Origin of the sequence: Micromonospora zamorensis, from assembly GCF_900090275.1 — a bacterium.
Classification (GTDB): domain Bacteria; phylum Actinomycetota; class Actinomycetes; order Mycobacteriales; family Micromonosporaceae; genus Micromonospora; species Micromonospora zamorensis.
In genome coordinates, this window is record NZ_LT607755.1 from 1 (window position 1) to 13749 (window position 13749).

Consider the following 13749-nt stretch of genomic DNA (forward strand, 5'->3'; position numbering starts at 1 on the left):
GGGCGGCGTGGTGCCGGTCACCTGGGAGCGCTATTGTCGCTGGCCAAGGGGGGAAAACCGGCCTTGCGCCGGCGCGAGCAGACAGGAAGATCCGCCGTGACCGTTGCTGCCCCGGACCCACGTGAGGTGCGCGAGGCGAGTCTGGACGAGTTGTCCCGGCTCGGCCTGCCGTTGCCGCCGGCCCAGTTTCCCCTCGTCTGGGAGCCGGGCGACCGGATCGAGCTGCGCCCCACGGCGGAGATCGAGGCGCGGATCGCGGTGCTGCACCTGATCCTGGCCCGCTGCTTCGGGATGCCCCCGCAGGCGGCGATGAGCTGGCTGCTCGGCTCACACCTGGTCGAGATGGTCACCCCGCCGGAATGGCAGTTCGTGATGGGCGGCAAGGGTGACCACCGTTCGTTCGTGCTGCACCACGACGCGCTGTTCGCGCTGGCCTGGGTGCTCGGGCTGAGCAAGCAGCTCGACCCCACCCTGGCCGTGGACGAGCGGCTGGTCGAGCGGCTGCCGCACATCGCCGAGGGGGAGAGCTTCCCGCACTGGCGCTCGCGGATCCTCACGGCGCCGCAGCACCCGGCCGACGCGGCCGCGCTGCTCGATTTGCACTACTGCCTGGACTGGGCGTACCTGGAGACCGAGCGCGACGGTCGGAGGGCACCGGGCCTGGTCGACGCGAACGCGATCGGGCAGCGGCGCTGGGCCCTGGAGTGGGCGGTGATCCTGCGCGGGCCGTACCACGACGAGCCCCCGGCTGGGAAGAGGTCGACCTCTCCACCTGAGGTCAGCGGGGTCGGTACGCGTCCAGCCGGACCGCGACGGTCACCCGGACCGGCTCGGGCAGGGCGGCCAGCCGGTCGGCGAGAGCGCCCGGGTCGGTGTGCCAGGCGCTCGGGCCCATCCCGACCAGGCTGGCGGCCTCCCGGCGGGTCAGGGCCAGCTCCGCCCGGTGCACCGCCGAACTGACCGGGGTGAAGTGCCCGCCCAGGCTGCCGGTCACCCGGTCCGCCTTGTCCGGGTCCACCCGCAGCAGGTCGAGGGCATCCACCAACTCGGCGAGATGGTCGGTGTCGGGCGTGACCACCAGCAGCGTCCCGGCCGGGTCGAGCACCCGGTGGAACTCCGCGCCGTTGCGCGGGGCGAAGACGTTCAGCAGCACGGCCGTCGAGGCGTCCGCCACGGGCAGCCGCTGCCAGGTGTCGGCGAGAGCCGCGGCGGCCCGGGGATGCGCGCGGGCCGCGCGGCGCAGCGCCGGCTTGGACACGTCCAGGGCCAGACCCACGGCGTCCGGCAACGCCGCCAGCACCGCGCCGAGGTACCGGCCGGTGCCGGCGCCGGCATCCACCACCAGGGGGTACGCCCCGACGTCGGGCTCCGGCGGTTCGAGCCGGGCCACGGCCTCCGTCGCGGCGGCGGCGAGAGCGGCCGAGATGACGTCGTAGTGCCCGGCGGCCTGGAAGTCCGCGCGGGCCGCGACCATTTCGGGGGTGTCACCGACGTGCGGTGCACGACCGGTGAGCAGGTTGACGTAGCCCTGGCGCGCGATGTCGAAGCTGTGCCGGCGTGGGCAGCGCAGCGCGCTCGTGTCGATGGCCTGCCCCAGGGGTTCGCCGCAGACCGGGCAGCGCAGCCGGTCGAGGATGCGGGGATCCACGTCAGGCGCACTCCATCCGCTCAGTTTAGACGTGCACCGGATCGGAGGCCGTGACACCCGGCGGCCCTGTCCCGGTCCGCCCGGGGCGCTGACTAGGGTCTGAGCATGGTCGCAACTATCCGGTATGAGGACATCGTCAAGGTTCCGAAGGCCCTGCTGCACGACCACCTCGACGGCGGGCTGCGGCCGGCGACGATCGTCGACCTGGCCGCGGAGGTGGGCCACGAGTTGCCCGCCACCGATCCCGACGCGCTCGGACGCTGGTTCGCGGCCGCGGCCGACTCCGGCTCCCTGGAGCGCTACCTCGAAACGTTCGCGCACACCGTCGCGGTCATGCAGACCGCGCCGGCGCTGCGGCGGGTCGCCCGCGAATGTGCCCTGGACCTGGCCGCCGACGGGGTGGTCTACGCCGAGGTGCGCTTCGCCCCGAGCAGCACCTGGAGCAGGATCTCAGCCTGGACGAGGTGGTCGAGGCGGTGCTGGCCGGGTTCGCCGAGGGCACCGCCCAGGCCGTCGAGGCGGGCCTGAGCATCCGGGTGGGCACCCTGCTCACGGCGATGCGGCACGCCGCCCGCTCCCAGGAGATCGCCGAGCTGGCCGTGCGCCACCGGGACGCCGGGGTGGTCGGCTTCGACATCGCCGGCGCCGAGGCGGGCTTCCCGCCCACCCGCCACCTGGACGCCTTCGAGTACCTGCAACGGGAGAACTTCCACTTCACCATCCACGCCGGTGAGGCGTTCGGTCTGCCGTCGATCTGGCAGGCGATCCAGTGGTGCGGAGCGGACCGGCTCGGCCACGGGGTGCGGATCGTCGACGACATCGGCCCGGACGGCACGCTGGGCCGGCTGGCCGCGTACGTCAGGGACAAGCGGATCCCCCTGGAGCTGTGCCCCTCGTCGAACGTGCAGACCGGCGCGGTGGCCTCCATCGCGGACCACCCGATCGGTCTGCTGCGCGACCTGCGCTTCCGCGCCACAGTCAACACCGACAACCGGCTGATGAGCGGCACCTCCATGTCACGGGAGATGTCGCTGCTGGTGGAGACGTTCGGCTACGGCTGGAAAGAGTTGCAGTGGTTCACCATCAACGCGATGAAGAGCGCCTTCATCCCGTTCGACGAGCGACTGCGGATCATCGACGAGGTGATCAAGCCGGCGTACGCCAAGCTGATGGCCTGACGGTCAGCCGTGCTGACCTGACCATCAGCCGTGCGGGTGGCCGGCGAGCAGGCCGGCCACCCGGCGCAGCACCTCCCTGGCGCGGGCCGCCTCCGCACCCAACCCGGTCTGCCGACGCAGGATCGCGGGCTCGGCCCGGAGCAGCGCCACGCCGCGCCGGACCAGCACCCGGGGGGCCTTGCGCTGCTCGGACAGGTCCCGGGCGAGCCGGCGCAGGAAGGTCGCCCCGCGCGGACGGCGCAGCGGCGTACGCCCCAGCGAGCAGTCCGCGGCGACGGCATTCCTCGACGATCTCGGCGGCGAAGATCCCTTCGGCCACGAAAAGTGGCGATCCGGCGACATCAAATGTCCGGGTGGCCACCCGTCGGTCTGCGCCGATCGCATAAACCGGCACATCGGCGCGGCCTTCCCGAGCAAGTCGGGCAATGATTTCCACAGCGGTGGGGGCATCCCAGGACTGCGGCGATTCCCAATCCACCTGGCCGTTTCGTCGCGGCAACGTAGGGTCATCGCCGTCTTTGTAGAAGTCGTCCAGACAGAGCACCGGTAAACCGGTTTGCTGCGCTATGTACGACTTTCCGGAGCCGGAAGGACCGGCGAGCAGGACAACGCGGTGCGGATGTTCCATTACCTTCAGTTACTCCGGCCAGACGGACTGCTATCAAATCGCATCAACATCTCATCACACCTCCGGCCGGTGACAACCTGGGCTTTCTTCTTGTCGACCGGCGTGATGGAATCTCGGGGGTCCGACCCGCCGGGTCGGTCGCTGGGCGTTGCCCGGGGCAACGCGTTGAAGCTGTAATCGCGAGGGCGGTGTTGTGAGCAAACGGCCAAAGACGGCGGGCTCCTTCCTGTCGCGGCTGCGCCGGCCGGCCAGCCGGCTCCGGGACATGCCGATCTGGTCCAAGCTCGGTCTCATCATGATCGTGCCGACCATCGCCACGGTCGTGGTGGGCACCAGTGGTCTTGTCGACCACGTGGAGACGCTCAACAATGCCAACCGAGCCGGCGACCTGGCCAACCTGTCGAGCTATTCCGGCAGCCTGGTCGACAGTCTGCAGGATGAGCGGACTGCCGCCGTGCTGCTGCTGGGGGCGGACGGGACGCAGCCGACGGCGCAGTACCAGGAGGCCTACAACCGGGTGACCTCCCGGGTGGACCGTGAGACGTCCCCCTACCGGCAGCAGCGTGCCGAGATCGAGGACCTGCCGGGCAGCCTGGAAGGTCTGCTCGACGGCATCGACCAGAACCTGCAGGACCTGTCGGGCATCCGCAGCCAGGTGTTCAACGGCAAGCTCGCGCTCACCGAGACCGTGCAGGCGTACGAGGGTCTGATCAGTGACCTGCTCGCCATCCGCGACTCGGCCACGCAGCTCGCCGGTAACAACGAACTGAGCGACCGGATGCGCGCCGCCGCGGCGGTCGCCCGCGAGAAGGAGTTCCTCGCCGCACGCCGGGTCGTGGTGCACCGCGCGCTGGGTGTGAAGGGCGGCAAGCGCCTCACTCCGGCGCTGCGCACCGACTACATCGCCAGTGGCACCGGCCAGCAGCAGGCGCTGCAGAGCTTCAAGGCCGTCGCCACCCCGGACGACGCGAAGTTCCACGACCAGACGGTCGCGGGCGGCGACCGCCGGGAGGCACAGAACTACACCGGCTGGATCGACGGCAACACCACCGGCGACATGCGCAACGCGCCGTTCGGGCCGGACCAGTGGGAAGCCGCCATGACGGCCAACGCCAAGCTGATCCGCAACGTCGAGACCAAGCTCGACGGCGAAGTGGTCGACGAGGCCAACAGTCTCCGCTCGGACGTGCAGCGCCAGGTCTTCCTGGAGACCGGCCTGCTGCTCAGCATGCTGTTGCTGGCCATCCTCTTCGCGTACCTGGTCGCCCGCTCCATGGCCCGTTCACTTCGTGAGCTGCGGCAGGGTGCGCTCTCCGTCGCCCAGTACGGCCTACCCCAGGCGGTTGCCCGACTGCGTGACCCGCAGGTCGTCGGGCAGCTCTCCCCGGTGCAGCTGGCCAACCAGATCGCCGAGCCACTACCGGTCCGCAGCCGGGACGAGTTCGGCCAGGTGACCGAGGCGTTCAACGCCGTCCACCTGGAAGCCGTCCGTACGGCCGCCGAGCAGGCGGCACTGCGCGCCTCCGTCGCGACCATGTTCGTCAACCTGGCCCGCCGTTCACAGATCCTGGTCGACCGCCTCATCGGGCACCTCGACCGGCTGGAGCGCGGCGAGGAGGACCCGGACCGGCTGGCCGAGCTGTTCCAGCTCGACCACCTGGCCACCCGGATGCGCCGCAACGACGAGAACCTGCTGGTGCTCGCCGGTGCCGACTCCACCCGTGTGCAACGTGAGCCGGCCGCGCTCATCGACGTGCTGCGGGCCGCGCAGTCCGAGGTCGAGCACTACACCCGGATCGAGTTCGGCGTCATCGACCGCGACATCGAGGTCGCCGCGCACGCGGTCAACGACCTGGTGCACCTCGTCGCCGAGCTGTTCGACAACGCCACCGCGTTCTCTCCGCCCGACTCGCAGGTGATGGTCGAGGCCCGTCGGGTCGGCGACCGCTCCTCGCTCTACGTCGAGGACCGCGGCATCGGCATCAGCGCCGAGCAGTTGCACGACCTCAACGAGCGGCTCGCGACGCCGCCGCAGGTGGACGTCGCCGTCTCCCGGATGATGGGCCTGGTCGTGGTCGCCCGACTGGCGTCCCGGCACGGCGTCCGGGTGGAGCTGCGCCCCGGCTCCGACCGTGGCACCGTCGCGGACGTGACACTGCCCACCTCGGTGCTGGTGCCCCGGGCGCTCTCCGGTCGGGTGCAGCAGCCCCCGGCCCTGCCCGCAGCCGGTGGCCCCCAGCAGAACGGGCCCGCACCGGCCTTCGGCGCCCTGCCGGCGCTGGGCAACGGCCCTCGTCCGAGCGAGTCCGGCAACCAGGTCACTCTCGGCGGTCGGCCGTTCGAGCCCGCCTCGCGCAACGGTGCCGGCACCCCGCCAACTCCGGTGGCTACCGCTCGATGCCGGCCTGGTCCGACCTGACCGGCGCTGCCGGGACGAACGGCGTCAACGGTGGTGACGGGTTCACCCCGCGGACCGCCAACGGCCAGCCGATCGACCCGCTGCCGCAGCGTCGCGCCGGGGACGACAGCCCGACCTCCGGCCAGCAGCCGTCGATTCCACGGCAGCTGCCGAGCAGCCCCGAGGCACACCCGTACTCGGCGCCGCCGGTCTCCGCGCAGCCCTACTCCGGCGCGCCGGTCTCCGCCTCGCCGGCCTCCGGCCAGCCGTACTCCGGGCAGCCCTACTCGGGTGCCCCGTACGGCGGCCCGCCGGTCTCTGCGGCCCCGGCCTCCGGGCAGCCGTACGCCGGTCCGCCGGTGTCCGCGTCGCCCGTGTCGGCGTCGCCGGCGTCCGGCCAGCCGTATTCGGGTCAGCCCTACTCGGTGCCGCCCGCCTCCAGCCAGTCGTTCGCCGGGTTCGCACCCCGGTCGGCCCGCCCGCGCAGGCGCCCAGCACCCCGCGCCGCCGGCCTGGCCGCCGGTGCCGGGTACCGACCGCGACGCTTCGGCGCCGCCGGTGCCCGAGCGGCTCGCCGCTGCCCTGGACATGACGACGGAGCTGCCGCGGGTGCCGCGACCCGGCGAACAGCCGGCCGCAGCAGCCCAGCCTCCGACTCGGCCATCGGCTCCTGCTCCGGCTCCGGCCCGCAGAAGAATCGGCCGGCCCCGCAGAATCGGCCGGCACCGCAGCAACCGCAGGCGCAGAACCGCCAGCGCTACGCGGACGAGACGATGGAGCTGCCGATCTTCCGGGAGCTCGAGTCGGCTTGGTTCCGTACCCGCCGTCCGGGTTCGGAGGAAGCGGGACCCGGCGCGCAGCCGGCGACGAACGGCGACTCCGCGACCCAGCAGTTCGCTACGGTCGAGGCCACCGGTCGGGCAGTCCACAAGACACCACCCGGGACGACAGGTAACACACCGATGGCAGACACTCCGACGGCCGGAGGAGCGCCGCGGGACAACGGCTCCACAGCGAACGAGGGCGGTCGCCCGAGCGTCGCTGAGAGCCTGCCGAACCGCCGGCCCCAACCGCAGACCAACGGCTGGCAGACCGCTGCCGACGACGGCTGGCGTGCTGCCTCGGCGGCGGCCGGCGCGGTGCCGGTGAGCGAGACCACCACGACCGGCCTGCCGAAGCGCAAGCCGATGGCGCAGTTGGTGCCGGGCGCGGTGGAGAAGCCCACCACCTCGGTCCAGCGGCGCTCCCCGGAGGCGGTCCGTGGCCTGCTCTCCGCCTACCACCGGGCGTGCAGCGAGGGCGTAGCACCTCGGACAACCCGACCAGCCCGGAGGCGACTCCGGGAGGGCAATCCTCGCAGTCTGGCTCAGGCCGGTGGCCGGGAGCGGCAGAAGGAGCAAGAAGGATGACAACTACGCAGGATCTTGGTTGGCTGCTGGCCAACTTCGCCGACCGGGTGCCCGGTGTCGCTCATGCGGTCGCCGTCTCGGCCGACGGCCTTCTCCTGGCGTCGTCACGGACCTGCCGCGCGACCGGGCCGACCAGCTCGCCCGATCTCCTCGGTCTGGTCAGCCTGACCAGGGGCAGCCGCTGCTTCGAGGAGCGCGGTGTTGCAGACCGTCGTGGAGATGGACAATGGCTTCCTGTTCCTGATGTCCATCTCGGATGGTCGTCCTTCGCCGTGCTGGCCGCCGCAGCTCTGACGTGGCCAGTCGGCTACGAGATGGCGCTGCTGGTCGACCGGGTGGGCGACGCACTGACTCCGCAGCCGCGTGCGGCTGCGGCATGCTGGCTGACGCCCCGCCGCTGATCGTGAGGTCGGCACCAACGCAACAACGACAACGACGGCTTCACCGGTGGAGCCGGTAACGGTACGAAGGAGGTGAGCGGCGAGATGGCCGATCGTGACGAACCGACCGGAGCGTTGGTCCGTCCATACGCCGTGACCCGTGGCCGTACCCGTCCCGGCTCGACATCGCGCTGGAGGCGCTCGTCGAGACGACGGTGCGCGGCCGCACCGCTGCCAGTGGCAACGGTGGTGGCCGCGAACACCAGTACATCGCCGCGCTGTGTGACGGACGCGTGCAATCGCTCGCGGAGATCGCGGCGCGGCTGCAGCTCCCGCTCGGTGTGGCCGGGTGCTCATCGCCGACATGGCGAGGACGGCCTGGTCGCGGTCCACGAGCCGACCATCCTGGACGACTCCGACGACGCGGTGGGCACTGAACTGCTGGAGAGGTGCTGAGTGGACTTCGCAGGCTCTGACATGTCGCACCGCCGCCGAACCCGAGCGCCGCGTGACGTCGGCGAAGATCGTTATCGCCGGTGGATTCGGCGTCGGTAAGACGACGCTGGTCGGCTCGGTCTCGGAGATCACGCCGCTGACCACCGAGGCCATCATGACCTCCGCTGGCGTGGGCGTCGACGATACCCGGCAGGTGCCGGGCAAGACGACGACCACGGTGGCCATGGACTTCGGCCGGATCTCGATCGACCGTGACCTGATCCTGTACCTGTTCGGTACGCCGGTCAGACCCGATTCTGGTTCATGTGGGACGAACTGGTTCGGGGTGCGATCGGCGCGGTCGTGCTGGTGACACTCGCCGGCTGGCCGACTGCTTCGCGGCGATCGACTTCTTCGAGCACCGACGCCTCCGTACCTGGTGGCGATCAACTGCTTCGACGGGATGCAGTACCACGACCCGCAGGACGTTCGGACGCCTTGGCGATCTCGAGCGACGTGCCGTGGTGGCCTGCGACGCCCGTAACGGGAGTCGACGAAGCACGTGCTGATCTCGCTGGTCGAGTACGTGCTCACCATGCGCGCGCGCCCGCCCCGGCCTGATCGGGACGCCGCACCCCGGTGGTGGCTCAGGCCGCCACCGGGAGCACTACCCTGCTCGCCGACGCCCCTACGTCGGCGCGCGCTCTACGCCGTCTCCTGAGGCCCTGGAAGCCACCGGCCCCCGCACCCTGGGCCGTTGAGCTGCGGGCTTCGAGAGGCGGCGTTGCCGCGTCCAGGGGCACGTCTGCACACGCGACAGCGCCCTCAGTCAGCTGACTGAGGGCGCTGTCGCGTGTGACGAGGGTCAGGACTGGTAACCGGCGGAGCGGTACTCGTACTCCCGGTCGTCGTCGCGGTCGCCGTGGTCCCGGCTGAAGTCCCAGCCACCGGCCGCCTCGCGGCCGGGTCGACCACCCACCGCGAAACCGCCGATCTCCTGGCCGCGACGCCAACCACGGAAGTAGCCGGTGGTGTTCCGCGCGAGGCTTGCCGCATCGCGCTATCCGCAATGGACGCTCCTCGCGCAGCGGGGAACCAGGGACCAGGTTGGCCTGAGGCACGCGCTTCGGCAGCCCGGCGTTGGTCTCGGCGCCGACCGCGGGGCGGGCGGCCTGCTCTGCGGCCTGCCAGCCGGTGTCGGCCGTGGTCGACCAGTCCAGGTCGGACTCCTCGGCCGACGAACCAGGCCGACTTGGCCTGCGCGAAGAGCAGGTCGCCGTCACCCTCGTCGGCGACCGGTGGCGGACGGTGCTCGACCGGCGGCGTCCGGCGCTCCAACGGAGGGGTCCGGCGCTCCATCGGCGGCGTCCGCTGCTCCAGCGAGGGCGTGCGAGGCTCCAATGAGGCCGCGACTCCGGCCCTCGGCGGCGGTGCTCTGGCACGGTCGGGCCGAGCGGCGGTCGGCCGCCGCGAGCGGCCAACTCCCGGTCGACCAACCGCAGCGGCGGGGTCTCCAGGTGCGCGTCCGCAGACGGGTTGAGCCCCTCGCGCAGCGCCCGGTCGGCCAGTGGCGGTGGCTCCACCAGTCGCAGCATGGGCGGCTCCTGCGGCAGGTCGTCCGCCAACCAGGGCGGGGTGACCCGACCGTCGGCCCGACCCGGGTCGGTCGGGGCCTCGATGCCGCGGCTGCCACCGTACGGGTAGGCCACCGGGTTGTTCGGCGAGCTGTCGGCCGGGTCCTCCGGGCTGTTGACCAGCGGCCAGTTGGCGCGGGAACCGGGGGGTGCGGCGGCCTCCTGGCCAGGACGGGGATCGGCACCGGGATGCTGAGATCGGTGGCGCTGAACCCGCCCGTGGGTGGCTCGTCCACCGGGCGTTGCAGATGGCTCGGCCGGGGCTCGCCGTTCGTCTTGGGGCGGGAGGAATGACCGTCCGCTGCCGTTCGGCCCCGCGCGTTGTGATCGCGGCGGTGGTCAGCGTCGGCCGGAACGGCTCGCCCGCCTCGGCCGGAGGCACCATGCCGCGCTGTGCCGGTGCGATCGGGGTGATCCCGGGCGGCGGGGGCGGCGGCGAGGAGACCGGTCGGTTGGTCGGACCGTCGATCCGGCTGGGCGCCGGCTCGGCGCGGCCGGGAAGCGTGGACGACGGCGGCTTGGCCATGGCGGCCGGGGCCATCGGTGCGGGCGCGACCGGCGGCGGCGTGACCGGAGCCGGGGCGACCGGGGGCGGCCCGAGTGGGCGGGGCGACGCGAGCGGCGCGTTACCGGGGATCGGCTCGGGGCGGCTGCGTCGCCCGACGGCGGTGCGGGGTCGGCGGCCGGGGTGGGCCGGAGCGACCGCAGCCCGGCGCCGGTGCCGGCCAGCCCGGTCGGCTCACCGGCTGGCTCGCCACGGCGGGCGCCGTTGCCGGCCATCCCGGCCAGCTCGCCGACCGACTCGCCACGGCGGGCGGCGGCACGGCGGCCGGGTGCCTGGGCAGGGGGCGGTCACCCGCGAGCCGAGCGCGCTGACCAGGGCCTCACAGCCTGCGTCGCAGGCCCGCACCGAAGCGACGGCCTGGCGGACGTCTCGGCCACCGCGGAGGTGAGCGCCCGGTTGACCGCGGCGCGCCGCGGCGTTTCGGAGATGGCGACCCGCAGAGCGGTGACCGCCTCGTTGATCTCGTCGGCGTCGGCCACCCCGTCGGGCGGCGAGGTGCGCGGCGATGGCGTCCGCCGCGACCGACACCTCGCGGCCCCGGGCGACGGTGCCGCCGAGCATGCCCGGCTCGGGCAGCGCGTCCAGCACCGCCAGCGAGACCGGCTCGGCCGGGTCCGGGTATGCACGCAGAGCTGCCGGGTAGAGCTCGCGCAGGACCTCGCGCAGGGCCACGGCGGCGGAGTGTCGGCCGGTGGCCAGCGCGGCGTGCGCGGCGAGCACCTGCTTGTAGCCGGCGAGATCCCGGGGTGCCGGCAGGGTGACCGCGGAGAGCGCGCCCGCCTGCAACGCGCGGGGCCAGGCCGACGGCCCGTCGTTCGGCCGGAGGCGACTGCATCTCCTCCAGGGAGTCGTCGTCGGCGAACCGCTCGGCGAAGTCGTCCACCGAGTCGTCGTCGGCGATCGCCAGGGGCCGACCCGCCGCGCTCAACAGCGAGATGACCGTGTGGTCGTCGCTGTCGGCGGCGATGGCCGCACCGCTCGGCCCGCCCGACCGCTCCACGAGCAGCGCGACGAGCTGGGCGTAGCCAGCGGCCTCGTCGCTGATCTCGCAGACATGCAGCAGACGGCCTGCGTCGTCGACCACAGCGGACGTCAGCGTCGATCCGGCGGAGGCCGGTCGGTCAGCCGGATCCGCCGAGGCCAGACCGCAGTAAACGCGCACGAGCGCCACGGCGTCGTCCTCCTCCCGGGACAGGTCTTTCCTCTGCCAGCAACTGATGCTCCCCGGTACGGGTCAGTCGCGCCAGTCCACCACCGCAGAGATCTTGCCGACAATGGTGCGCCAACCCAAACTCGCGGTCTGCGCACCGATCTTCTTCAGCCGCCGCCGACCCATGAAAGCGCCGATCCCACCGTTGGCGGTGGCACGCAGCGCCTCGTCCAGGTCGTCGAGGCTGGAGCCGGCGGAGAGCATGTCGAGTACCGCAGGCAGCCGCAATGCGTACGAGAGGTCACGCGCGACCTCGCCGGCCTCGATCAGCAGGGTCGAATCCCAGGAGTCGTGCCCGCCGCGCAGGTTCTCCACGACGAGGTCGAGCTCGTAGGTGTCCTCGTCGAGGGGCGCGATATCCGCGGGCTCCACCCGTTCGGACAATTCATTCCAGCTGTCCAGTTGGGACAGATCGTTTGGCGCACCGGACCGGATGAAACTGACCAACGACTCGGGGGTCTTGAACAGCAGCAGCTTGCCCTGGTTGCTGAGGAAGACCGGCACCTCCTCGTCGTCCGCCTCGTCCGTGGCGTCCTCGTCGGCCTCGGCCTCGTCGTCGGCCGCGTCGGTGTCGGTGGCGCCGTCGCGTCGGCGGCGCTTCGACTCGTCCTCGTCGTCGGCGAACTCCTCGGCCAGGTCCTCGTCGAGGATGACGACGGTCTCGTCGTCCTCTTCCTCCTCGATCACCTGACGTCGGGCGAGGAACGGGTCGTCCAGGTCGCGCTCGGTCACGTCGGTCGGGGTCAGCGAGCTGGCCGGCCGGTATGCCCGCAGCGTGAAGCCGGTGCCGGCGGGCAGGGCGATCTCCACCGGGTCGATGCGCAGCTCGTCCCAGAGTGCACGGTCGACCGAGGCCGAGGGGCCGTCGGTCTCATCTGGCTCGACCGCGCCGGTGGTGTCGTCGAGCTCGGGCTCGTCGGCGTCGGGCCGTTGGGGCGACTGGCGGGCCACGCTGACCTCCGTGTGCTTCGGGTTGCCCACCCGCCGGGGTCTCTGACCGGCGAGTGACTCTGGGCACATACCCTAGTCGGCGGCCCTGGGTGACCGATGCCCGCACCCCGGTGGCCGGCTGGCGCACGGATTCGACCTGCTGGTGGTGGGCGCTGGCGATCTGACCGTTCGACAAGTAGCGTAGCTACGTATGAAGGCCCAGGCGTTGCACGGCCATCTCGACGCTCTGCTGCTCGCCGTTCTCGAACAGGGCGCGCTGCACGGCTACGCCATCATCGAGGCGTTGCGCGCGCGCAGCGACGGCACTCTGGATCTGCCTACCGGCACCATCTATCCGGCGTTGCGTCGGCTGGAACGCGCCGGGCACGTGGCGAGCACCTGGAGCACCGTCAACGGCAGGGAACGACGGACGTACGAGCTCACCGATTCCGGCCGGGGAGCGTTGGCCGGGGAGCGCGCGGGTTGGCGCGACTTCCAGCTGACCGTCGGCCGGTTCCTCGACCCCGGCAGCCCGCCCACCACCCCGGCCTGACCCCGGTCGAGCTGGCGACCACCGGCGGGACCGGGGCACCGGCGACGTGGCTCAGTGGGCCACGCTGGTGAGCGACTCCGCTCGGCGGGCGGTGGCCTGCAGCCAGCCGCGCACCGCACGGGCCAGCGAGAAGTACGCGCCGCCCACCAGCACCGCACCGATGATCATCGGTGGCCAGCGCAGCGCGTCGTCCCAGAGAGTCATCGACCAGGCGAACAGGGCGCAGCCGGCGATCATGGCGAGAGCAAGCATGGCGGTCAGGCCGGCGCCCACCGCGCGTTGCACCAGGGCCAGACCCGGACGTGTCGAACGGGCGCTCGCCGCGACCACCAGCAGACCGGCCACCGCGAGCAGCAGCGAACCCATCCAGATCCAGTCGACCGAGCTGGCGAGCAGCTGGTAGCCGGCCGGTGGACGGGGGCCGCTGCTCCAGCTCGACCCCCGCCAGGTCAGATCCCCGGCGACCACCCCGACCCCGGCGATCGCCAGCATCCGCAGGGAGAGCCCGCGCAGAGCGCCCACCGCCAGCTCGGCCTGCCAGGAGGGAAGGACCTGCGCCGGCGAGCCGAACTCGACCACGGCCCGGCGCTGCGCCTCCGTGGACGGCACACCGCTCTCCCGGTACGCCTCCACGGCGTCCAACAGCCCGTGCCGGGCCTCGGTGAGCAGGTCGGACTTGAGTCGCGCCGGCCCCTGCAACCGGGCGGCCAACTCCCGCAGGTGCTCGTCGACCAACACGTCCTCACGGTGCGGCATGGCACCACCCTGCCACGGGTCAGGG

The 13749-nt window shown here is 72.2% G+C and carries 7 protein-coding genes and 6 pseudogenes; 8 read left to right on the forward strand and 5 right to left on the reverse strand.

Translation table 11 applies throughout. The annotated features are described in order from the left end of the window. Nucleotides 1-96 precede the first annotated feature (96 nt). Nucleotides 97-776 (forward strand): annotated as a pseudogene (locus tag GA0070619_RS00005) (DUF4272 domain-containing protein). 2 nt (nucleotides 777-778) lie between these two features. On the opposite strand, the gene GA0070619_RS00010 reads toward GA0070619_RS00005, so the two are convergent. Next, nucleotides 779-1648, reverse strand: coding sequence for a putative RNA methyltransferase (locus tag GA0070619_RS00010; protein ID WP_088946150.1), 870 nt, complete (start codon nucleotides 1646-1648; stop codon nucleotides 779-781). Nucleotides 1649-1753: 105 nt separating this feature from the next. Here GA0070619_RS00010 and GA0070619_RS00015 point away from each other — a divergent pair. Further along, nucleotides 1754-2826, forward strand: a pseudogene (locus tag GA0070619_RS00015) (adenosine deaminase). Between the two features lie 24 nt (nucleotides 2827-2850). Here GA0070619_RS00015 and GA0070619_RS33180 read toward each other — a convergent pair. Continuing rightward, on the reverse strand, nucleotides 2851-3168 hold the full coding sequence (locus GA0070619_RS33180) for a hypothetical protein (RefSeq protein WP_231927211.1): 318 nt from the start codon (nucleotides 3166-3168) through the stop codon (nucleotides 2851-2853). A gap of 479 nt (nucleotides 3169-3647) precedes the next feature. Between GA0070619_RS33180 and GA0070619_RS33185 the strand changes: the two genes are divergently transcribed. From GA0070619_RS33185 to GA0070619_RS00040, 5 genes and pseudogenes are all read left to right on the forward strand, one after another. Beyond that, nucleotides 3648-5873 carry a sensor histidine kinase gene (locus GA0070619_RS33185; RefSeq protein WP_231927212.1) on the forward strand — a complete coding sequence of 742 codons (2226 nt, stop codon included), beginning with the start codon at nucleotides 3648-3650 and terminating at the stop codon, nucleotides 5871-5873. Beyond that, nucleotides 5852-7261: a hypothetical protein gene (locus GA0070619_RS33190; RefSeq protein WP_231927213.1), complete on the forward strand. Its 1410-nt coding sequence runs from the start codon at nucleotides 5852-5854 to the stop codon at nucleotides 7259-7261. Before GA0070619_RS33185 ends, GA0070619_RS33190 begins: the two co-directional genes overlap by 22 nt. Next, nucleotides 7258-7662, forward strand: a pseudogene (locus tag GA0070619_RS00030) (roadblock/LC7 domain-containing protein). Before GA0070619_RS33190 ends, GA0070619_RS00030 begins: the two are co-directional and overlap by 4 nt. 84 nt (nucleotides 7663-7746) lie before the next feature. Next, a pseudogene (locus tag GA0070619_RS00035) lies at nucleotides 7747-8117 on the forward strand (DUF742 domain-containing protein). A 32-nt stretch (nucleotides 8118-8149) separates the two neighbouring features. Then, nucleotides 8150-8677, forward strand: a pseudogene (locus GA0070619_RS00040) (GTP-binding protein); the annotation flags it as partial. Nucleotides 8678-8941: 264 nt separating this feature from the next. Here GA0070619_RS00040 and GA0070619_RS33720 read toward each other — a convergent pair. Beyond that, nucleotides 8942-11470, reverse strand: a pseudogene (locus GA0070619_RS33720) (transposase). A gap of 39 nt (nucleotides 11471-11509) precedes the next feature. Further along, entirely contained in the window at nucleotides 11510-12466 is a 957-nt protein-coding gene (locus tag GA0070619_RS00050) for a DNA primase (RefSeq protein WP_088946151.1), read from the reverse strand. A gap of 160 nt (nucleotides 12467-12626) precedes the next feature. Here GA0070619_RS00050 and GA0070619_RS00055 point away from each other — a divergent pair, with 160 nt between their 5' ends. Beyond that, nucleotides 12627-12968, forward strand: a complete 342-nt coding sequence (locus GA0070619_RS00055; protein WP_088946152.1) for a PadR family transcriptional regulator — start codon at nucleotides 12627-12629, stop codon at nucleotides 12966-12968. Nucleotides 12969-13019: 51 nt separating this feature from the next. Here the strand turns inward: GA0070619_RS00055 and GA0070619_RS00060 are convergent, their stop codons facing one another. Beyond that, nucleotides 13020-13724: a permease prefix domain 1-containing protein gene (locus GA0070619_RS00060; RefSeq protein ID WP_088946153.1), complete on the reverse strand. Its 705-nt coding sequence runs from the start codon at nucleotides 13722-13724 to the stop codon at nucleotides 13020-13022. Nucleotides 13725-13749 lie beyond the last annotated feature (25 nt).

What these genes read in the sequence shown, in the direction of transcription:
- GA0070619_RS00060 (WP_088946153.1), bottom strand. Translation starts at nt 13,724, where the DNA reads ATGCCGCACCGTGAGGACGTGTTGGTCGACGAGCACCTGCGGGAGTTG.
- GA0070619_RS33190 (WP_231927213.1), top strand. Translation starts at nt 5,852, where the DNA reads ATGCCGGCCTGGTCCGACCTGACCGGCGCTGCCGGGACGAACGGCGTC.
- GA0070619_RS33180 (WP_231927211.1), bottom strand. Translation starts at nt 3,168, where the DNA reads ATGTCGCCGGATCGCCACTTTTCGTGGCCGAAGGGATCTTCGCCGCCG.
- GA0070619_RS00055 (WP_088946152.1), top strand. Translation starts at nt 12,627, where the DNA reads ATGAAGGCCCAGGCGTTGCACGGCCATCTCGACGCTCTGCTGCTCGCC.